The sequence below is a fragment of the Microbulbifer aggregans genome (assembly GCF_001750105.1).
Classification (GTDB): Bacteria; Pseudomonadota; Gammaproteobacteria; order Pseudomonadales; family Cellvibrionaceae; genus Microbulbifer; species Microbulbifer aggregans.
This window is the reverse complement of the sequence record NZ_CP014143.1, coordinates 3,667,067-3,686,971: the sequence shown is the minus strand read 5'-3', so window position 1 is coordinate 3,686,971 and position 19,905 is coordinate 3,667,067. Positions and strand designations below refer to the sequence as shown.

The 19,905-nt window shown below is 60.5% G+C and carries 18 protein-coding genes; 14 read left to right on the top strand and 4 right to left on the bottom strand.

Annotated elements, in window-relative coordinates; translation table 11 throughout:
* The first annotated feature begins 194 nt into the window (after positions 1-194).
* The 4 genes from AUP74_RS16175 (at position 195) to AUP74_RS16160 (ending at position 3,234) form a co-directional block, all read left to right on the top strand.
* On the top strand, positions 195-1,229 hold the full coding sequence (locus AUP74_RS16175; protein WP_069948464.1) for an NAD(P)H-dependent glycerol-3-phosphate dehydrogenase: 1,035 nt from the start codon (positions 195-197) through the stop codon (positions 1,227-1,229).
* A gap of 12 nt (positions 1,230-1,241) precedes the next feature.
* Positions 1,242-1,772: a DUF4389 domain-containing protein gene (locus tag AUP74_RS16170; RefSeq protein WP_069948463.1), complete on the top strand. Its 531-nt coding sequence runs from the start codon at positions 1,242-1,244 to the stop codon at positions 1,770-1,772.
* 29 nt (positions 1,773-1,801) lie between these two features.
* Entirely contained in the window at positions 1,802-2,245 is a 444-nt protein-coding gene (locus AUP74_RS16165; protein ID WP_226999951.1) for a SixA phosphatase family protein, read from the top strand.
* A gap of 122 nt (positions 2,246-2,367) precedes the next feature.
* The gene (locus AUP74_RS16160) at positions 2,368-3,234 is read left to right on the top strand and encodes an alpha/beta fold hydrolase (RefSeq protein ID WP_069948462.1); all 867 of its coding nucleotides are present in this window, start codon (positions 2,368-2,370) and stop codon (positions 3,232-3,234) included.
* Positions 3,235-3,238: 4 nt separating this feature from the next.
* Here the strand turns inward: AUP74_RS16160 and AUP74_RS16155 are convergent, their stop codons facing one another.
* Both AUP74_RS16155 and folE read right to left on the bottom strand, forming a co-directional pair.
* Positions 3,239-3,583, bottom strand: coding sequence for a 5-carboxymethyl-2-hydroxymuconate Delta-isomerase (locus AUP74_RS16155; protein ID WP_069948461.1), 345 nt, complete (start codon positions 3,581-3,583; stop codon positions 3,239-3,241).
* Between the two features lie 69 nt (positions 3,584-3,652).
* Positions 3,653-4,192, bottom strand: a complete 540-nt coding sequence (folE, locus tag AUP74_RS16150; protein WP_069948460.1) for a GTP cyclohydrolase I FolE — start codon at positions 4,190-4,192, stop codon at positions 3,653-3,655.
* A gap of 188 nt (positions 4,193-4,380) precedes the next feature.
* Here folE and prmB point away from each other — a divergent pair, with 188 nt between their 5' ends.
* Both prmB and aroC read left to right on the top strand, forming a co-directional pair.
* Positions 4,381-5,322, top strand: coding sequence for a 50S ribosomal protein L3 N(5)-glutamine methyltransferase (gene prmB, locus AUP74_RS16145; RefSeq protein ID WP_069948459.1), 942 nt, complete (start codon positions 4,381-4,383; stop codon positions 5,320-5,322).
* 131 nt (positions 5,323-5,453) lie between these two features.
* A complete protein-coding gene (aroC, locus tag AUP74_RS16140; protein WP_069948458.1) occupies positions 5,454-6,545 on the top strand; it encodes a chorismate synthase in 1,092 nt (363 codons plus the stop codon).
* Between the two features lie 308 nt (positions 6,546-6,853).
* On the opposite strand, the gene AUP74_RS16135 is transcribed toward aroC, so the two are convergent.
* Positions 6,854-7,591 (bottom strand): TIGR04219 family outer membrane beta-barrel protein, encoded by a 738-nt coding sequence (locus AUP74_RS16135; protein WP_069948457.1) that lies wholly within the window; start codon positions 7,589-7,591, stop codon positions 6,854-6,856.
* Between the two features lie 111 nt (positions 7,592-7,702).
* The gene (locus AUP74_RS16130; RefSeq protein WP_069948456.1) at positions 7,703-8,596 is read right to left on the bottom strand and encodes a LysR family transcriptional regulator; all 894 of its coding nucleotides are present in this window, start codon (positions 8,594-8,596) and stop codon (positions 7,703-7,705) included.
* Positions 8,597-8,760: 164 nt separating this feature from the next.
* Between AUP74_RS16130 and leuC the strand changes: the two genes are divergently transcribed.
* From leuC to truA, 8 genes are all read left to right on the top strand, one after another.
* Positions 8,761-10,215 (top strand): 3-isopropylmalate dehydratase large subunit, encoded by a 1,455-nt coding sequence (gene leuC / locus AUP74_RS16125; RefSeq protein WP_069948455.1) that lies wholly within the window; start codon positions 8,761-8,763, stop codon positions 10,213-10,215.
* Positions 10,215-10,862, top strand: a complete 648-nt coding sequence (leuD, locus tag AUP74_RS16120) for a 3-isopropylmalate dehydratase small subunit (RefSeq protein WP_069948454.1) — start codon at positions 10,215-10,217, stop codon at positions 10,860-10,862. The genes leuC and leuD overlap by 1 nt, the downstream gene beginning before the upstream one ends.
* 74 nt (positions 10,863-10,936) lie before the next feature.
* Positions 10,937-12,010 (top strand): 3-isopropylmalate dehydrogenase, encoded by a 1,074-nt coding sequence (leuB, locus tag AUP74_RS16115; RefSeq protein ID WP_069948453.1) that lies wholly within the window; start codon positions 10,937-10,939, stop codon positions 12,008-12,010.
* Positions 12,011-12,097: 87 nt separating this feature from the next.
* Positions 12,098-13,213 carry an aspartate-semialdehyde dehydrogenase gene (gene asd, locus AUP74_RS16110; protein ID WP_069948452.1) on the top strand — a complete coding sequence of 372 codons (1,116 nt, stop codon included), beginning with the start codon at positions 12,098-12,100 and terminating at the stop codon, positions 13,211-13,213.
* Positions 13,214-13,315: 102 nt separating this feature from the next.
* The gene (locus AUP74_RS16105; RefSeq protein WP_069948451.1) at positions 13,316-14,617 is read left to right on the top strand and encodes a hypothetical protein; all 1,302 of its coding nucleotides are present in this window, start codon (positions 13,316-13,318) and stop codon (positions 14,615-14,617) included.
* 116 nt (positions 14,618-14,733) lie between these two features.
* Complete coding sequence (locus AUP74_RS16100) at positions 14,734-15,729, top strand: Asd/ArgC dimerization domain-containing protein (protein WP_069948450.1); 996 nt, start codon at positions 14,734-14,736, stop codon at positions 15,727-15,729.
* A gap of 198 nt (positions 15,730-15,927) precedes the next feature.
* Entirely contained in the window at positions 15,928-18,885 is a 2,958-nt protein-coding gene (locus tag AUP74_RS16095) for a FimV/HubP family polar landmark protein (protein WP_069948449.1), read from the top strand.
* An 85-nt stretch (positions 18,886-18,970) separates the two neighbouring features.
* Positions 18,971-19,849, top strand: a complete 879-nt coding sequence (gene truA, locus AUP74_RS16090) for a tRNA pseudouridine(38-40) synthase TruA (protein ID WP_069948448.1) — start codon at positions 18,971-18,973, stop codon at positions 19,847-19,849.
* The last annotated feature ends 56 nt before the right edge of the window (positions 19,850-19,905 follow it).

Sequence of the window (19,905 nt, the reverse complement as noted above, 5' to 3'; positions counted from 1 at the left end):
CCTTTTTTGTTTCCGATACAGGCTGTTTTTCTTCAGGCGACGAAAAATCACGCGAAATGTGCGGAAAACGGCGTTTACTGGTTGTGAAGTGAGCGAACTTCGCACTTTTTTCGCCTGTTCATTGGGCTGCCCCGTCCGTCCCTCTATAATCCGCCCAACAATGACAAATTCCCTCTGACTTGACCTGGGCTTTTATGACACAGACGGAAACTTCATCGCCCGTTTCCATTGCCGTACTGGGCGGCGGCAGCTTCGGCACCGCCATCGCCAATATCGTTGCCGGCAACGGACATGACACCCGCCAGTGGATGCGCGATCCGGAAAAGGCCGCCAGCTGCCGCCAGCTGCGGGAAAATACCTACTACCTGCCCGGTGTGCCCCTGCACCCGGAGCTCAATATCACCAGTGACCTGGCCCAGGCGGTCAGCGGCTGTGCAATTGTCTTTGTGGCCATTCCCAGCAAATCCTTCCGCCAGGTGGTCAAGACTGTTGCGCCAATGCTGGCGCCGGGCACCATGCTGATTTCCACCACCAAGGGCATCGAGCACGACAGCTTCCACCTGATGAGCGACATTCTGCTGGAAGAGACCAGCGGTATGCGGGTGGGGGTGTTGAGTGGCCCGAATTTTGCGAAAGAAATTGTCGAGGGGCATTACACCGCAACGGTGATTGCCAGCGAGCACGAGGAACTGTGCAAGACCATTCAGGGTGTTCTGCACTCCGAGACTTTCCGCGTCTATTCCAGCAACGATGTGTTTGGTGTGGAACTGGCCGGAGCGCTGAAAAATATCTACGCCATCGTGACCGGAATGGCGAAGGCGCTGGGGCGCGGTGGCAACACCACCAGCTTGCTGATCACTCGCGCGCTGGCGGAAATGATGCGCTTTGCCGAGGCCATGGGAGCGGATCCCATGACCTTTATCGGTCTCGCCGGCGTCGGCGACCTGATCCTCACCTGTTCTTCGGATCTGAGCCGTAATTACCGCGTCGGTTATCTGGTGGGTAAGGGCATGCCGCTGGAACAGGCTGTCGCAGAAATCGGTCAGGTCGCCGAAGGGGTGAACACAGTACGGCTGATCAAGCGCAAGGCGGACGAACTCGGGGTATACATGCCCTTGGTTTCGGCAATTCACGCCATATTATTTGAAGAGCGCCCGATTCCCGAGGTGATCAGGGATTTGATGTCTGGCGCGCAAACTTTTGACGTGGCCTACTCGGCCAAATCTTGATGGTGATCGCACATGGATAACGAAGAACTCAAGAAAAACATTTCCTCCGGCAATCAGTGGATGCGTCTGCTCTACATGGTGCTGTTTCTCATTCTGCTGGAGATTGCCGGTGTCGTCATGTTGGCGGTGGTGGTACTGCAGTTCCTGTTTGCTCTGTTTACTGGCAGTGCCAATGACAACCTGCGCCGGCTGGGGGACCAGGTAGCTTCTTACGTGTATCAGACGCTGCAGTTTTTGATCTACAACTCCGAGGAGAAGCCATTTCCGTTCTCAGAGTGGCCGGAGTCGGAAGTCGAGGATCTCTCCGGGTATGAGAGTGCAGAAGAAGTAGAGGGGGAAGTGGTTGCTGATGCGGAAGCGTCCAAGAACGAGAGCAAGGAGGCCAAGGGTGCCGGTGCTTATGTTCCGGTCGAGCTCGACGCCGAAGAGGTAGAAAAAGCCGCCGAGGACGTCGAGAAAGAAAGCGACACCGCGAAAGGCAGCAAAAGCAGCGGCAAGAGTGGGGCCGGCAAAGACGAGTCCGGCGAAAGCGACAAGGGTTGATAGCCCTGCGGGAGGTGATCGTGAAATTGATGATTTTGCGCCACGGCGAAGCGGAACCGCTTCTCGGTGACGATGCCTCCCGCGAACTCACCGAGCACGGCCGAGAGCAGGTGGCTGCCGTGTGCCGCGCCCGCGCGACGGAGCTTGCTGAGGTGCGCGCTATCTGGGCGAGTCCCTTTGTGCGCACCCAGCAGACTGCGGCCATCGCCGCAGAGCTGCTGGGCCTGCCTGTCAGCACGGAACCCGTTCTGGTGGGGGACACGCCGCCCTCGGAAGTCCTTGAGGCGCTCGTTTCTGTTGCGGACTTCCCGATTCTACTGGTAAGTCATCAGCCGCTGGTGGGCAGCCTCGTCAACGGGCTGTGTGGCAGCAGCAACCAGCATCCAATGGGGACTTCCTCGCTGGCCTGTCTCAGCGCCGAAGTCTGGGCTAACAACTGTGCCGAACTGGAGTGGCTGCAGCACGCGCAGTAGCAGTACGGCATTTCTCCCTTCTCTCTCCATCGAATTAGACCACCCTCGCTGAGCTGCCCGGTCATTGCGAGCCAGAGGCGCCGCTGGCAGCATGGCGGTTCACTTTATGAAGCCGTTGCGCCATGTCCGAGATCTTCCGCGAAATCACCCTGGAATTTGATGGCCGCACCATCGCCGCCCGCCGCTATGGTAGCGAAGGGGGGGAGCCGGTGCTGGCCCTGCACGGTTGGCTGGATAACTGTGCCAGCTTTGCCCGCCTGGCGCCGATGCTGGATGGACTCGATCTGGTCGCCGTCGATATGGCGGGGCATGGGTGCAGCTATCATCGTTCAGGCGATGCCAACTACAACATCTGGGAAGAGGTGGAGGATGTGATCGGCATTACCCATGCACTGGGTTGGCGACGCTTCTCGATACTGGCGCATTCCCGCGGCGCGGTTTCAGCCATGCTGACCGCCGGCGCATTTCCCGATCGCATCTGCCGCCTGGCCCTGATCGATGGGCTGGTGCCGCCGCCGACGAAAGCGGAGGAGGCGCCGGAAATCCTGGCTCGGGCAGTTGCCCAGCGTGCCCGTTATGCGCACCGTAAACCGCGCGAATTCGCTACGCTGGATGCGGCGGTGGAGGCGCGCAAGAACGGTATGTTCCGCCTGTCGGACCAGGCTGCCCTGTTGCTGGTGCAGCGGGGTACCCGGGACCTGGGCCAGAGCCTGACCTGGAGCAGCGATCCGCGCCTGATGGCCACTTCCACCGCCAAGCTTACCAATGCACAGGTTCGGGCTTTCCTGGAGCGCGTCACCATGCCCGTGCGGCTGGTACTGGCGAGGGATGGTATCCCGGACATGATCGAGCGCATGAAGCCGCTGATGGCGGGGCGGGATAATATCGCCGTGCGGGAAATGGATGGCGGACACCACCTGCATATGGAAGAAGGGGCCGTTGAAATCGCGCAATGGTTCGCCCCCTTCCTCCGTGGGCAGGAGGACTGACGGTTCAGAAGGGCACGCGTTTCGAATAGCAGCTGGGGTCCATCTCGCGAACTTCGACCGTGACTGCAGGTACGCCGTCGGCAAACTGGCACAGGGCATTGAATACGGTGGAACTGAGGGATTCCCGGTCCCGATCACTGCGCCCCTCGAACAGCCGCACTTCCGCATGGATAAAGCACCCGCCTTTTTCGCCGGCAATAAAGTGACGGTAAGGGATGGCGCGGGTCTTGATGGTGTGGGGGGCGAACAGCCCGGAGCGATTCATGGCTTCCTGCGCGGAGCTCACCAGGGCGGGGATGGAAATCGTTTCCTCGAGTTTTTCGGCGTACTCGATAACCAGGTGGGGCATTGTCTTCACTCCATGAAAGGGGGCTGACCTGCCGGCACATCCATGTGCCTCAGCTTCCAATCTTAGACCTCAGCGGATCAGAGAGAGAAACTCGGTGCGCGTGGCCTGCTGGCTGCGGAAGGAGCCCAGCATGGCAGAGGTTTTCATCACGGAGTTCTGCTTTTCGACGCCGCGCATCATCATGCACATGTGCTTCGCCTCGATGATGACGCCCACGCCAGCGGCACCGGTAACCCGCTGGATGGTCTCGGCGACCTGCACGGTCAGCTGCTCCTGAATCTGCAGGCGGCGGGCGAACATATCAACGATGCGGGCGATCTTGGAAAGACCCAGGACCTTGCCGTCGGGGATGTAGGCTACGTGAGCCTTACCGATAAAGGGCAGCATATGGTGTTCGCACAGGGAGTAGAGTTCGATGTCCTTGACCAGTACCATCTCGCTGCAATCGGAGGGGAAGAGTGCCTCATTGACGACCTCTTCCACCGTCTGCTCGTAGCCTCGGGTGAGGTAGGCCATGGCCTTGGCGGCGCGTTCGGGCGTGTCCTTCAGGCCCGGGCGTTGCAGATCCTCGCCAATTGCTTCAATAATTCGCGCGTAATGTTCTTTCATCTGGTCCTGCTTTCAACTATCTCAGCCCGTGGGGCGGGTGCGCTACCCTAAGCGTTTGTCACCTTTGAGTAAAGATCCGGCGCGTTGGTGCCGGTGCTCCAGGACTGTTTTACTTCGCGCCACCGTCAGCGGATCACGCGACGGGGCGTCGCGGGTCGTCTGGCCCGTGCTCTTCAAGGATAGAGCCAATGACTGAAAATCGTGAATCGGCACCGGGCTGCCCGGAAGATCTCAGGGATCTGTGCACCCTGCTGGATTTTGTACGCTGGGGCGCCAGCCGTTTCAACGAGGCCGGCCTCTGGTTTGGCCACGGCACCGACAATGCCTGGGATGAGGCGCTGCTGCTGGTCATGCATACCCTGCACCTGCCAGTGGACAGCAAGCCGGAGGTGCTCCAGGCCCGCCTGACCATGCATGAGCGCCGGGAGGTGATGGCGATCCTGAAGCGTCGGGTCGAGGAGCGCCTGCCGGCGGCCTACCTCACCCATGAGGCCCACTTCTGCGATATGACTTTCTATGTCGACAGTCGCGTGCTGGTGCCCCGATCGCCCATCGGCGAACTGATCCGTCAGGAGTTCCAGCCGTGGCTGGCTGTGGAACCGCTGGCGATCCTCGACCTGTGCTGCGGCAGTGGCTGTATCGGCATTGCCTGCGCGGAGGCTTTTCCGGAAGCGCGGGTCGACCTCAGTGATATTTCCTCCGGCGCGATCGAAGTGGCGCAGATCAATATCAACCGCCATCAGCTCAACGAGCGGGTGCGCGCGGTGCAATCCGACATGTTCGCCGGGCTTGAGGGGTGCAGCTACGAACTGATCGTCTGTAATCCGCCCTACGTGGATGCACGAGATCTCGCCGAGATGCCGGCGGAATATCAGGCGGAGCCGGAGATCGCCCTCGGCTCCGGCGATGACGGACTCGACTTTACTCGCCAGCTGCTCCTTGAGGCGGCCAACTATCTGCAGCCGGAGGGGATCCTGGTCTGCGAAGTGGGCAATAGCTGGGAGGCGCTGGAAAAAGCATTCCCCGAAGTACCGTTCCTGTGGCCTGAGTTCGAAGATGGTGGCCACGGGGTTTTCGTTATCAGCCGCGAAGAGCTGCTGGCCTACCAAGGCCACTTCGCTCAGGAGTAATTCTTCTCTCCGCCGGCGGGCCGGGCGCAGTGTTCTGTGCTTTTTCGCCGGCACGCGGCACCGCCGGCGGCGAATCCTCTATAATGCGCGGCTTCCTACGATAAAAATGCAGCAGGCGGGGACCTTCACGTATGTCGGGCAACACCTTTGGCAAGCTCTTCTGTGTCACCACTTTTGGCGAGAGCCACGGTCCGGCACTGGGCTGTATCGTCGATGGCTGTCCGCCGGGGTTGGAAATCTCCGCTGAGGATCTGCAGCTCGACCTGGATCGCCGCAAGCCGGGCACCTCCCGCTACACCACCCAGCGCCGCGAGGCGGATGAGGTGAAAATTCTGTCCGGTGTTTTTGAAGGTAAAACTACCGGAACCCCGATTGGTCTGCTGATCGAAAATACCGACCAGCGCTCCAAGGACTACTCCAATATTGCCGAGCAGGTGCGGCCTGCGCACGCCGATTACACCTACTGGCAAAAGTACGGTGTCCGCGATTACCGCGGTGGTGGCCGCTCTTCGGCTCGCGAAACGGCCATGCGCGTCGCCGCCGGTGCTATCGCCAAGAAGTGGCTGCGTGAACAGTTGGGCGTTGAAGTGCGCGGTTATCTTTCCCAGCTCGGTCCGATCAAAGTGGAAAAGCTGGACTGGAACCAGGTGGACCAGAACCCGTTCTTTTGTCCGGACGCCGACAAGGTGCCGGAGATGGAAGCCTACATGCAGGCGCTGATCAAGGAGGGCAACTCCATCGGTGCGCGCATCTCTGTCCACGCCTTGGGTGTACCTGCGGGACTGGGCGAACCGATATTCGATCGCCTGGACGCGGATCTGGCGCACGCGCTGATGAGCATCAATGCGGTGAAAGGCGTCGAGATCGGGGCCGGGTTTGCCTGTGTTGAGCAGAAGGGCACCGAGCACCGCGACGAAATCACGCCGAAGGGCTTCCGTTCCAATCACGCCGGCGGTGTGCTGGGTGGTATTTCGAGCGGCCAGGAACTGATCGCCCATATCGCCCTGAAGCCGACCTCCAGCCTGCGTATTCCCGGCAAGAGCATCGATACCCACGGCAATCCCATCGAGGTGGTGACCAAGGGCCGCCATGACCCCTGTGTAGGTATCCGTGCGACACCGATCGCAGAGGCGATGATGGCGCTGGTATTGATGGATCACGTCCTGCGCCAGCGGGCGCAGAACGGGGATGTGAGGTCGGGCGTGGTGACGGTTGGTAGCTGAACAAAACGTCGTATCCCTGTGGCCCAGCCTGAAAGGCGTGATGCGAAGGCGGAGTTTCTGGCGAAGACTTTCGAAACCGTCGGCGCCATGGACGGCGCCGCCGGTTTCGAAATACCCGTTCAGGCACCTTGCCTTCGATTTGGGCTTCGGGGGCTCTAAACAGCGGCGAACCCTTAATATTTTCGTTCTTATCCTGACTGTGTGCTCGGCAGTTTACTGCTGGCGACTATTGGGCAGATACCGGAACTCCAAATGAAAAAGGCGGCCAGTGGCCGCCTTTCTTGTCTGTACCGCAAGCCGGTGAAGACTTACAGGTGCAGGTTCAGACCCAGGTAGGGGCCCTTGATTTCCAGATCGCTTTCCAGCTCGTCCAGTTCCTGCAGGTTCAGGGACATGCTGCGGTAGCCGGCCTCGATGGCGAAGTCCAGCGCCGGCACGAAGTCCCAGCGTACCTTGGCGGTGAAGTCGGTGATGGTGTCACCTTTGTAACCGGTGCCGTTGCCCTGGGCCACGATGGACCAGCCGGTGAAAGGCAGGTCGAAGCGGGCCATGCCGTAGGCCATCGGCAGGTAGCCGGAAAGCTCCACGGTTTCGGCCTGCAGTGCGCTGGAGACATTCAGTTCACCAGCATACTGGCGCGCGGTGAGGCCGATATCCAGGTTCACCCAGTTGTCCAGGATCTCGTAGTACAGGGTGGCGTCGGTGTGGCTCAGGTCCAGATCGGCGTTCACTTCACTGCCGATCAGGAACGTCTCGTCACCGAAGGTCACGAACTCGCCCAGCTGGGTCATGCCGTCAGTCTCGATGCTGCTGTGGGCAACCAGGATGTTCGGGACCAGTGGAATCGGGTGTTCCAGGGCGGCCTGGATAAAAGTGATGTTGTCCTCAGCCGGTGCAAACTCCTCGATATCGAAGCCGTCGGTGCCGATGCCGCCGGTGTAGGACGGCATCCATACGCCCGCGCTGGCGTCAAAGCCGAGGATGGTGTCCGCGCTGGCGGTGCCGCTGGCAAGGGCGACCGCGAGGGCCAGGGTTATTTTTTTCATGGTTCTCACTCCGTGTCAGATGTGGCCGGGTCTTGTTTTGGCGCGCAGTTTACTAACTTTTTTGTGATGGCGCGGTGTCCAGTGCACAGATTCAGCAATTTCCGTGATCAGTTAGCGGTTTTCGGCGCTTGCTGTGCGTGCGGTGTCCAGCAGCATCTGCTGCAGGGCGCTGGCGGCGTTGCTCAGGGTACGGGCCCGGTGGTTGATCACGCCCAGGTTGCGCACCACGTTCAGCTGGGGAACCGGTAGCTCGGCAAGGGATTCGTCGATCAGGGTGCGGGGCAGGACGCTCCAGCCCAGTCCCACCCCCGCCATCATCTTGATGGTTTCGAGGAAGTTGGTGGCCAGCTTGGCGGTCAGTTTGAGCCCCTGGGCATCGAACTCGCGCTTGATCAGGCGGCCGGTGTAGGTATTGAGGTCTGGCAGGATGGCGGGGTACCGGGCCAGGTCGGGCAGATCCAGGGTCTTCATCTGGGCCAGCGGATGATCCGGTGCCGCCACCACCACACAGGGATCGGGCCAGATCACCTGGGCGTCGAGGTTCGGATACTCCTTCAGGGCCAACGTAACCACCGCCAGTTCATACTCCCCGGCCATCAGTGCCTCATAGGCCTGCTCGGAGTCGACGAAGTCGATATCCAGCGCCACCTCCGGGTAGCGGTTGCTGTATTCCTTGAGCACCGGGGGCAGGTGGTGCAGTCCGACGTGGTGGCTGGTGGCAATGCGCAGGCTGCCGCTTACCTCGCCGCCGAGGCTGCGCAGTTCCCGTTCTGCGTCACTCACCTCGTTGAGGATATGCCGGGCTCTGGGGAGCAGGGCGCGGCCGGCGTCAGTAAGCTGTAACTTGCGGCCGATCCGGTCAAACAGCGGGGTGCCGAGCTGTTGCTCCAGGGCCGCCAGACGCTTGCTCACGGCGGGCTGGGTGAGGTGGAGGTACTCAGCCGCCTCGGACACAGAGCCCTGCTCGGCGATGCTGAGGAAGGCCTTTAGCCACTGGATTTCCATAATGTTTTGTGTCCTGAGTTGGATTGGGCCCGCTGCCTGCCCTGAGGAGGGATGGCGGGAACTTTTGTATTCCCATGGCGACTGCTCTTTATAATAAATATAAATTGATGTTATTCAATGGCTGCCCTTAGACTGCTTCCATCCAAAAAAGAGGAGAAACGGCGATGGCCGGGCAGACGCTCTACGACAAACTCTGGCAGGACCATCTGGTCAAAAGCCGCGAAGACGGTACCGCACTGATTTATATCGACCGTCACCTGATTCACGAAGTGACGTCCCCGCAGGCTTTTGAAGGCCTGCGCCTTGCCGGACGCAAGCCCTGGCGCAAGGACTCGCTGGTGGCCACCCCTGACCACAATGTGCCCTCTGAGGCAGCCGAGCGCGCCGGTGGTGTGCAAGGAATCCGCGACGAGGTTTCCCGCATCCAGGTACAGACCCTGGATGAGAACTGCCGCGATTTCGACGTGGTGCAGTTTGGCATCAACGAGCCCGGGCAGGGCATCGTTCACGTGATCGGCCCCGAGACCGGTGCCACCCTGCCGGGTATGACCGTGGTCTGTGGTGATTCCCACACTTCCACTCACGGCGCCCTGGGAGCCCTGGCTCACGGTATCGGCACCTCCGAGGTCGAGCATGTGATGGCCACCCAGTGCCTGATCCAGAAGAAGATGAAGAACATGCTGGTGCGCGTGGACGGGGAACTGGGCCCGGGCGTGACCGCAAAGGACGTGGTGCTGGCGATCATCGGCAAGATCGGCACTGCCGGCGGTACCGGCTACGCCATCGAGTTCGGCGGCTCGGCAATCCGCAGCCTGTCCATGGAAGGCCGCATGACCGTCTGTAACATGGCCATCGAAGCGGGTGCGCGCGCTGGCATGGTCGCGGTGGACCAGGTCACTCTCGACTACGTCAAAGACAAGCCCTATGCCCCCAAGGGTGCGCAGTGGGACAAGGCGGCCGAGGCCTGGAGCCAGCTGCATTCCGATGACGATGCGGTATTCGATGCAGTGATCGAGCTGCAGGCAGAGGACATCGAACCTCAGGTGAGCTGGGGTACTTCTCCGGAAATGGTGGCGCCTATCAGCGCTGAAGTGCCGGATCCGGCGGCAGAAGCCGATGCCACCAAGCGCGCGGGTATCGAGCGTGCGCTGGAATACATGGGGCTGACAGCAGGCCAGAAGATCACTGAGATCAAGCTGGATCGCGTCTTTATCGGCTCCTGCACCAACTCCCGCATCGAGGATCTCCGCGCAGCGGCGGCAGTGGCCAAAGGACGTAAAAAGGCCGACAGCGTCAAGCAGGTGCTGATCGTTCCCGGTTCACAGGCGGTCAAGGTACAGGCGGAAAAAGAGGGCCTCGATAAAGTCTTTATTGACGCCGGTTTTGAGTGGCGCGAGCCCTCCTGCTCCATGTGTCTGGCCATGAACGCGGACAAGCTGGGAGCGGGCGAACACTGTGCTTCCACCTCCAACCGCAACTTCGAGGGTCGCCAGGGTTATGGCGGTCGCACACACCTGGTCAGCCCGAGTATGGCGGCAGCTGCGGCAATTGCCGGGCATTTTGTCGATGTGCGGGAGTTGCAACGGGATTCGGCCCTGACGGCAGAGGAGATTCACTAATGAAAGCCTTTACTCAGCACAAGGGCCTGGCTGCGCCGATGGATCGCGCCAATGTCGATACTGATCTGATCATCCCGAAGCAGTTTCTGAAGTCCATTAAGCGCACGGGTTTCGGTCCCAACCTGTTTGACGAGCTGCGTTACCTGGATGAGGGTTTCCCCGGGCAGGATTGTTCCGGGCGTCCGTTGAACCCCGAGTTCCCCCTGAACTTCCCTCACTATCAGGGTGCTTCAGTATTGCTGGCTCGCAAGAATTTTGGTTGTGGCTCCAGCCGCGAGCACGCGCCCTGGGCGCTGGATGATTTTGGTTTCCGCGCAGTTATCGCGCCGAGCTTTGCCGATATTTTCTTCAACAACTGCTTCAAGAACGGTCTGCTGCCGATCGTACTGGCCGAGGAAGTAGTCGATCAGTTGTTTGAAGAAATGTATGCGCAGGAAGGTTACGAGCTGACCATCGACCTGGAAAAGCAGCAGGTGATCAAGCCGAATGGGGAAGCCATCGACTTTGAGGTGGATGCCTTCCGGAAACATTGCCTGCTGAACGGCCTCGATGATATCGGCCTGACGCTGGAAGATGCCGACGATATCCGCGCCTATGAAGCCAAGCGCCGCGAGCAGGCGCCGTGGCTGTTTGATGCGGTGAAATAAAGCTGGATCGACGCTACAGAAGCTTTTGCGGAGAGCCTGCAGAGCTAAACGAAACAGAAAACGAGAATGATGTTGTGAGCAAGAAAATCATGATCTTGCCGGGTGATGGAATCGGCCCGGAAATCGTTGAACAGGCGGTCGCTGTACTGGAAGCCGCCAATAGCAAATTTGATCTGGGCCTGACATTTACCGAGGGCAAGATTGGTGGTGCGGCTATCGACGCCTACGGCGAGCCGCTGACCGATGAAACCCTGGAAGAAGCCCGTCAGTGTGATGCGGTGCTGCTGGGTGCCGTCGGTGGTCCCAAGTGGGACCAGCTGGAGCGTGACATCCGCCCGGAAAAGGGCCTGCTGAAAATCCGCAGCCGTCTCGGCCTGTATGCGAACCTGCGGCCGGCAATTCTGTACCCGCAGCTGGCTGAGGCTTCCTCACTGAAACCGGAAGTGGTCTCCGGGCTGGATATCCTGATTGTGCGCGAACTCACCGGTGGTATTTACTTCGGCGAGCCGCGGGGAATCCGCACGCTGGAGAACGGTGAGAAGCAGGGCTTCAACACCTACGTTTACAGCGAGTTCGAGATCGAGCGCATCGCCCGCACCGCCTTCGAGGCGGCGCGCAAGCGCAATGGCAAGCTATGCTCAGTGGACAAGGCCAATGTGCTGGAAGTGACTGTGCTGTGGCGCGAGGTGCTGGATCGTCTGGCCCCGGAGTATCCGGATGTGGAGCTGTCCCACATGTACGTGGACAACGCAGCCATGCAGTTGGTACGCGCACCCAAGCAGTTTGACGTGATGGTGACCGGCAATATGTTCGGCGACATTCTCTCCGATGCGGCCGCCATGCTCACCGGCTCCATTGGCATGTTGCCGTCGGCTTCCCTGAACGAAAGTGGCTTTGGTCTGTACGAGCCCTGCCACGGTTCCGCACCGGATATTGCCGGACAGGGCGTGGCCAATCCGCTGGCGACGATTCTGTCCGCGGCAATGATGCTGCGCTATTCACTGGATATGGGTGAGGCGGCCGCCGCGATCGAAAGTGCCGTCAGCAAAGTACTCGACGAAGGACTGCGCACTGCGGACATCGTTACTGATGGTGCGAAAAAGGTTACTACCGCAGAGATGGGCGCAGCAGTGGTGGCCGCTTTCTGATATTCCCGTTTCTTCTATCGGCACACGATGCTCCGTTGCCCCGAAAAACCGGGGCACAAACGAACACAGAATGAACAGGACACTGCAATGCAAAAAGTAGGTTTTATTGGTTGGCGCGGTATGGTCGGCTCGGTATTGATGGAGCGCATGCTCTCCGAGAACGACTTTGCCCACATCGCCGAGCCGGTTTTCTTCTCAACCTCCAACGCGGGCGGCAAGGCGCCGGACATCGGCCGTGAAGTTGCGCCGCTGGGCGACGCTTACGACCTGGATGCGCTGGCCGGGCTGGATGCCATCGTCAGCTGTCAGGGTGGCGACTACACCAAAGAGGTGTTTTCCAAACTGCGTGACAAGGGCTGGAAGGGATACTGGATCGACGCCGCCTCCAGCCTGCGCATGGATGACGATGCCCTCATCGTACTGGATCCGGTCAACCGCGAGGTGATCGACAAGGGTATCGACAGCGGTGTGAAAAATTTCATCGGTGGTAACTGCACCGTGAGCCTGATGCTGATGGCCCTCGGTGGCCTTTACAAGGCTGGTCTGGTGGAGTGGATCTCCGCCATGACCTACCAGGCCGCCAGCGGCGCCGGTGCCAAGAATATGCGTGAGCTGATCTCGCAGATGGGTGCCATCCGTGACGGCGTGGCTGATGAGCTGGCCGATCCGGCTTCCGCCATTCTCGAGATCGATCGCAAGGTGGCCGACAGCATGCGCTCCGGCGACTTCCCCACGGCAGAATTTGGCGCGCCGCTTGCCGGCAGCCTGTTGCCGTGGATCGACAAGCAGATGGAAACCGGCCAGAGCCGTGAAGAGTGGAAGGCGCAGGTGGAATCCAACAAGATTCTCGGCACGGACAGCACCATTCCGGTAGACGGCACCTGTGTGCGGATCGGCGCCATGCGCTGCCACAGCCAGGCCTTTACCGTGAAACTGAAGAAAGACGTACCCATGGACGAGATCGAGCGCCTGATCGACGGCGCCAACGACTGGGTCTCCGTGGTGCCAAACGAGCGCGAAGCCACCCTGGAAAAGCTCACGCCGACTGCGGTGACCGGCAAGCTGGATATCCCGGTTGGTCGCCTGCGCAAGCTGAGCATGGGCCCGGAATATCTCTCCGCCTTTACCGTGGGTGACCAGCTGCTTTGGGGCGCCGCCGAACCCCTGCGCCGTGTCCTGCTGATCCTGCTGGGCAAGCTCTGATCCTCAACTGACGCCGCCGTGCTTTGACGAGCGCGGCGGTCTGCCGTAGCTTTGCGGTATCGCGTGCGCAACGGACTGCGCACCGCAACCGGAGAGCCCTCTATGAAACGCCTTGTCTGGCTTGTCTCACTTCCTGCTGTCCTCCTCGTTGGCACCTATGTTGCCGCATTGATCATTAACTTCGAAGACGCCGCGCCATCGCCCATTGCCGAGCGAATGCGAGCGCTCATGACTGAGCGACCGGAGGTCAAAGAAGGCGAGAACGCCTACGTGTTCGCGTTTGGCTTTGACAGTGAAAAGGGCGCTTCGGCCGTAGAGTGGGGGCGCAAGAAACTGGATTGGCTGGCAGAGGCCGATAGCGACCCGGATGAGTCAGATCTGGGTGAACTACCCGGCAATACATGGTCGGCTTCCCGCGATCGCGCCCCGCGTTTTCGCGAATTGGCCTCTGGCCAGGATACCTTTCTCACCACGGATGACGCCCTGCTGGCGGAATGGGTCGCGGATGAAGCCTGGCTGCTGGATCGTTACCTGGCATTAACACAATACCCTCACTGGCGGGAGAGCATACCTGACCACGCGGCTTTGCCTTTCGTCCCGTTCAGCGACGTGATGGAAGGGCAGAAGCTGCTGATGGGCAAGGCCCTGCTCGCCGCTGACAAGGACCGGGGTGAGGAAGTCAGTGCACTGCTGGAGAACGACCTCAAGTTCTGGCGCATGGTGCTGGCAGAGTCCGACCTTTTGATTACCAAAATGATTGCCACTGCGGCAGTCCGGCGTCACTTCCAGCTGGGTAATGTGGTGCTACGGCGCCTGTCGGAATCCGGAGAGGAGGGGCCGACTGGCGCACCGAGCCTCTGGGCGGAACCCATGACCGCGGAAGAGCGCTCCCTCGATCGGGTGATGGCGGGCGAGTGGTTGTATGGCAACCGCCTGTTGCAGGACTTTGTCGAGAGCAGTAGCCATGACCGGATCCTCTGGTCGTTGATGAAACCACTTTTCCAGCCGCAGGATCTCGAGAACCGCCGCGCGGAAAGCCTCGTCCGCTGGGGTGAGGAGCTGGAAGTTCCTCTCGAGGAGTTACCGGCAGCGCTCGAATCCGCGCGCTCCTCAGTGGTGGACAAGGAGAACCGTCTGGGTCTGTACAACCTTTCCGGACGGATGTTGCTGGATGGAGAGATGCCGCTTCCCGCGTACGGGGAATATCTGGCCAGAGTAGCGGATCTCGAAGGTGTGCGACGTGCCGCGCTCCTGGCTGCACGCTTGCGTGATGGTGACTCTGTCGGCGCTGCTGGCCTGGTCAACCCCTATACCGGTGATCCGCTGCCGCTGGAAAACGGCAGTGTGGTCAAATTTGTCGGCCTGGCGAAAGGTGAAAAGGGCCGGCACGATTTCCCTCTCTAAATCTGCACTTTAAACCTGCACTTTTGGTAGCCGATCCCGATGTGGCTGTTCACTGAACAGCCAATCGGTATAATCGCCCCCCTTCCTTTTCCTCCCGCTGCTATGAAGTGAGATTTATGTCCGAAGTCAATCGCGAACTGGTGCTGGTCGGTGTCGACAATGCGGCCTTCCAGCCACTACTGGAAGTACTCGAAGAGCGCGAGATCATCGAGGCGGGCCAGTTGCATCTCCTGGAAGAAGAGGAGGGGGAGGCCGATCCCCAGGTCTTTGCCAACCGCAATGTGCCGGTGGAGTCTCTGGAGAAATTCCGCTTCGAGCCCGAGCAGGTTGTGGTGCTGCTGAAAAGCGGCGCTTCCGCCCAGGCGGCACTGGCGGCGGCAGAGACGGCCGGTGCCTGGGTGATCGATGCGGCGGACAATACCCGTGGTGACGAATCGGTAACTCTGGTACACCCATTACTGAATCCTGTCAGCCTTGCAGAAGCCGAGCGGCGGGTGCTGGCGCTGCCGGCAGCCGGTGCGGCCATGGTGGCGGAAGCGCTACTGCCGCTGCGGGAGCGGATCCAGGCGGTGGAAGTGGTGCTGAACCAGCCGGTGTCGGCGTTGGGTAAATCTGCTGTGGATGCCATGGCGGCGCAGACCGCACGGATGTTCAACGGCCAGGAGGCGGAAGTTGACCCTGCCATCGGGCATCGCCTGGCATTCAACCACCTGAGCTCTGCGGAAAAGCCCCTTGCCAGCGGCCATAACCTCGCCGAGCTGGCCCTGATTCATGACCTGCGCCGACTGCTGGGCGACCAGATTGCTATGGATGCCACCATCAACACCGCTTCAGTTTTTCACGGCCAGCTGGCCAACTTGCGAGTGGCGATGAAAGAGGAAGTGGAAGCGGGGGAAGTGTCCGCATTGCTGCGAAACGGCGCGCGTCTCAAGATGACAGAGCGCCCCTCTTCCCAAGAGGCTGTCGGCGGTGATGAAACCCTGGTAGGGCGGCTGCGTCAGAGTCTGCTGAATCCGAAGCAGTTTAATTTTTGTGCAGCTTCGGACAATCTGCGACGGGATCTTGCTGTGAATTGCGCTCAGGTAGTGCACTTGTTGCTAAAAAACCACTGATAATTAATACTTAGCGGCCATAGTGAAGGTTTAACCTTAACTTTCTAAGTTCTTGGGGTGGTGGCTAATTGAACAGCTGCCGGTGATGATATTTGCGGCAATCGTTCTGTTGAACGTTTACTGTACAGTGATGGGGTTTTCTGAAGGCGCGTCTGTTTCGGAACACCCGGTAGATTCTAACAATAAAGGGAATCGGTTATGCGTGTGCGAAAGCTGGCACTTGCGGTGGGTCTGGTCAGCGCACTGGGTGGCAACGCGGCTCTAGCGCTCGGCCTGGGCGAAGTGAAGCTGAACTCGGCCCTGAATCAGCCGCTCAATGCCGAAATCAGTCTGTTGCAGACTCGCGGCCTCGGCGAGGGCGAGATCAAAGTTCGCCTCGCAAACCCCGAAGACTTCGAGCGGGCCGGTGTCGATCGCTCTTATCTGCTGACCGAACTGCGCTTCGATGTGGATTACTCCGGACGCGAGCCGGTGATTCGTATCAGTAGTCGCGGCCCCATACGCGAACCCTTCCTCAATTTCCTGGTAGAAACCCGCTGGCCCAGTGGTCGCCTGCTGCGGGAATACACCCTGTTGATGGACCTGCCTGCGTTCTCCAATACAGCAGCCAGCCAGCCGGTTCGCGCTGCCGAGCGTGAGCGCCAGCAGGTGCAGCGTCAGGCGCCCGCGCCACAGCCGGCTCCGCGCCCGCAACCGGTCGTACCTGCACAACCGGAGCAGGTGTCTCAGCCCGAGCCCGTGGTGGAAGAGCAGCCGGCACAGCCCGAGCCGCGCCAGGAGCCAGTGGCCGAAGAGCCGGTCGAGCTGCGCAATGAGGCGGCGACCCCCGCCGCTGAGCAGAGCCGGGTCTACGGTCCGGTATCGGCAAACGAAACCCTGTGGGAAATTGCACTCGAGAACCGTACCAGCGGAGAGTTCTCTGTTCATCAGAACATGCTGGCCATCCAGCGCCTGAACCCAGAGGCGTTCATCGGCGACAATATCAACCTGCTGAAGAAGGGCGCGGTACTGCGCCTGCCCAACGCTGAGCAGGTACGTCAGCTGACCCTGTCCGAAGCGGTCGCGGAAGTGGCGTCCCAGAATGAATCCTGGCGTCAGCGTAGCGGAGTGCCCGAGGCCACCGGCGCACCGCTGGATGCGCGCGCCGCAACCGAAGATCGTAGCGCCAGTGACACCGTCGAGGGCCGCGTGAGCCTGGCGGCCCCGGGTGACAATGAATCGGTACAGTCCGGATCTGGCAGCGGTGCCGGCGAGAGCGAAGCGCTCGAAGGCGAGCTGGCCGTGACCGAGGAAGAGCTGGATAAGTCCCGTCTCGAAAATGAGGAGCTGCAGGAGCGGATCTCTGAACTCGACGAGCAGATCGATACCATGGAGCGCCTCGTTGAGGTTTCCAATGAGGAGCTGCGAGCGGTTCAGGACGCCTCCAGCCAGGCCGAGCCGTCAGCCGACCCGCTGGCGATCGCCGATGAGGCAGAAAGCGTTGATGCGGCTGCCGGTGAAGAGGCGGGTGAGCTGACAGACGAAGGTGGCACTACTGAGGTAGCTGCGGCGGAGGAGCCGGCCGAGGCAGACAGTGCGGCTGACCAGCGTAATCGCGTGGTGGTACAGACCCAGTCCGAGCCGACTCTGGTCGATCGTCTGATGGAGAATATCCAGCTGATCGGAATAGGGATTGGTGGTCTGCTGATTGCCATTGCCGGTTTCATCTCCTGGCGCCGCCGCAAGGAAGAAGAGGAGGCAATGCGCCGCGTGGAAGCCGAAATGGCTGCTGAGCGATCACTCGCCGATGCCCCCTCCGAGACTGAATCCGAGGGCGAGTTTGCCGTAGGGCACAGTGCCGAGATGGAAGACAGCTTTGATCTCGGTGAACTGGATGACATCGGCACCGATGATCCGGTCTCCGAGGCAGAGATCCATTTGTCCCTGGGGCAGTACGGTGAGGCTGAGAGCAAGCTGATCGCCGGCCTGGACAAGTCACCGCAGAATGTGGACGCGCGGCTGATGCTGCTGGAGGTCTACGCGCACCAGCAGGATGCCGGCAAGTTTGACGAGCACTATCACAAGCTGCTTGAAGTGAGCGACGGTCCTGCAGCAGATCGCGCGGCGCGCCTGCGGGAGAGCATCGCGGGAGCAGAACCTTTCGAGGCGCCGTCCTCCATGGATTTCTCCAGTGAGTCTCTGGAGGCTGCACAGCTGGACGACATCAGCGCCTCCTTTGACGACGATTTCTCCGCGGACAATTCCGCTGGGCAGGAAGATGCCGGGCTGCTGGATGACTTGAGCGCTGACTTTTCCAGCGACAGCGCATCCGGCTTTGAGAGTGAGTACAGCTCGCAGAGTGGCGACAAGCTCGAAGATGACTTCTCTCTCGACCTGGGCTCCGATTTCAATATCGACAGCGATCTCGAGAGCCAGGACGAAGCCAGCGATGCGCCTGCTGAGAGTGAAAGTGATGACTTCAATCTGGATGACTTGGTCTCCGCCGATCTGGAGCTGGATAGCCTCGATCTGGAGCTGGAAAACGACAGTGAAGTGACCCCGGAAGCGCAAGCTGGCGGCAGTGAGGCGGGAGATGACTTCGGTTCGCTGGACCTGGACCTCGATCTCGACACTGGCCCGGCTCAGGCTGAAGAGCCTGAGCAGCCCGCCGAGCGTGACGGTGGCCTGGACTTCGACCTGGATCTGACCCCGGTTGAAGATAGTGACGCCGGCCCGAGTGAAGCTGCGGCAACCGATTCGCAAGAAGATTTCGACAGCGACGCATTCGAGGATTTCAGTGATCTGGGTGGTGAACTCGACCTGGATTCTGTCGACCTCGATGACATCAGCGGGGACATGGATCAGGCCCAGCCGTCCGCTGAAAGCCAGCCCGAAGAGATCTCCGAGGCTGCTGGTGCGGGAGCAGAGACCCAGGCGACGGCTTCTGGCAGCGAGGCAGACTTTGAGGACCTCGGGTTCGATCTGGAGGGCGACCTGGACTCCGAGTTGAATCTGCTGGACGGTAGCGACGAAGTCGGTACCAAGCTGGAGCTGGCTCAGGCGTATATGGATATGGGAGACCGTGACGGCGCCCGCGACATTCTCAACGAGGTCGTTGAGGAGGGGCAGGGCGAGCATTGTGACCGGGCCCGGGAGATGCTTGAGCGCATGTCTTAACAGCGCTCCCGGAGAAAAAAACCTCGCACTGGCTGCGAGGTTTTTTTATGTTTGTCATTCAGAGATTGAGAAGTGCAGGCGGCCTATGCGCGGCGAGTACAGCTACAAACCCAATGGCGAGGTGCCTCCGGGGGAATCGTTGCCGGAAGGACTCCGCCGGGTGGCGCTTGGTGTCGAGTACTGCGGTGCCAGGCTGCATGGATTCCAGAAGCAGAAGTCCGCGGCAAATACCGTGCAGGCCTGGTTGGAAAGAGCGCTCTCCACTATCGCCGCGGAGCCCGTCACGCTCGTCTGTGCCGGTCGCACCGATGCCGGCGTACACGCCACCGGCCAGGTGATCCATTTCGATACCCGTGCCGAGAGGCCTGACCGGGCCTGGGTGCAGGGAGTTAATACCAAGCTGCCCGATGAGGTCCGGGTACGCTGGGCAACGGAAGTCCCGGCCCAGTTTCACGCCCGCTTTTCCGCCCGTGCGCGCAGTTATCGCTACCTGATCCACAGCGCGCCGACCCGCTCCGCGCACTGCGCTTCGGAAGTGACCTGGACCCAGCATGGGCTCGACATTGACGCCATGCGGGCTGGTGCCGCATTTCTCGTTGGGCGGCACGACTTCACCAGTTTCCGCGCCAGCCAGTGCCAGGCCAAGAGTCCGGTGCGGGAGCTGACGCGGCTGGACATCGCGCCTGTCGGCCAATTAATTGTGCTTGAGGTCAGCGCCAACGCCTTTTTGCATCACATGGTGCGGAATATCACTGGTGCACTGATGGCCGTGGGGCGCGGCGAGCGCCCGCCGGAGTGGATTGGTGAAGTTCTCGAGGCGCGCGACCGCACTGTGGCCGGTGTCACTGCTCCGCCCTATGGCTTGTACCTGGTGGACGTGCAGTATCCGGCGGAATTTGAGCTCCCCGCCAGTGAGCCCGGGCCGCTACTGGTGCCATTGTCTCTGGGAAGCCTGCCGACCTGACTCATTTCGCGCCGGGCGTCGATCTGCTAGTATCGCCAATCCCCTCTTTTTGAACG

Coding starts and splice junctions, on each gene's coding strand:
- AUP74_RS16175 (WP_069948464.1), top strand. CDS start 195: ATGACACAGACGGAAACTTCATCGCCCGTTTCCATTGCCGTACTGGGC.
- AUP74_RS16170 (WP_069948463.1), top strand. CDS start 1,242: ATGGATAACGAAGAACTCAAGAAAAACATTTCCTCCGGCAATCAGTGG.
- AUP74_RS16165 (WP_226999951.1), top strand. CDS start 1,802: ATGATTTTGCGCCACGGCGAAGCGGAACCGCTTCTCGGTGACGATGCC.
- AUP74_RS16160 (WP_069948462.1), top strand. CDS start 2,368: ATGTCCGAGATCTTCCGCGAAATCACCCTGGAATTTGATGGCCGCACC.
- AUP74_RS16155 (WP_069948461.1), bottom strand. CDS start 3,583: ATGCCCCACCTGGTTATCGAGTACGCCGAAAAACTCGAGGAAACGATT.
- folE (WP_069948460.1), bottom strand. CDS start 4,192: ATGAAAGAACATTACGCGCGAATTATTGAAGCAATTGGCGAGGATCTG.
- prmB (WP_069948459.1), top strand. CDS start 4,381: ATGACTGAAAATCGTGAATCGGCACCGGGCTGCCCGGAAGATCTCAGG.
- aroC (WP_069948458.1), top strand. CDS start 5,454: ATGTCGGGCAACACCTTTGGCAAGCTCTTCTGTGTCACCACTTTTGGC.
- AUP74_RS16135 (WP_069948457.1), bottom strand. CDS start 7,591: ATGAAAAAAATAACCCTGGCCCTCGCGGTCGCCCTTGCCAGCGGCACC.
- AUP74_RS16130 (WP_069948456.1), bottom strand. CDS start 8,596: ATGGAAATCCAGTGGCTAAAGGCCTTCCTCAGCATCGCCGAGCAGGGC.
- leuC (WP_069948455.1), top strand. CDS start 8,761: ATGGCCGGGCAGACGCTCTACGACAAACTCTGGCAGGACCATCTGGTC.
- leuD (WP_069948454.1), top strand. CDS start 10,215: ATGAAAGCCTTTACTCAGCACAAGGGCCTGGCTGCGCCGATGGATCGC.
- asd (WP_069948452.1), top strand. CDS start 12,098: ATGCAAAAAGTAGGTTTTATTGGTTGGCGCGGTATGGTCGGCTCGGTA.
- AUP74_RS16105 (WP_069948451.1), top strand. CDS start 13,316: ATGAAACGCCTTGTCTGGCTTGTCTCACTTCCTGCTGTCCTCCTCGTT.
- AUP74_RS16100 (WP_069948450.1), top strand. CDS start 14,734: ATGTCCGAAGTCAATCGCGAACTGGTGCTGGTCGGTGTCGACAATGCG.
- AUP74_RS16095 (WP_069948449.1), top strand. CDS start 15,928: ATGCGTGTGCGAAAGCTGGCACTTGCGGTGGGTCTGGTCAGCGCACTG.
- truA (WP_069948448.1), top strand. CDS start 18,971: ATGCGCGGCGAGTACAGCTACAAACCCAATGGCGAGGTGCCTCCGGGG.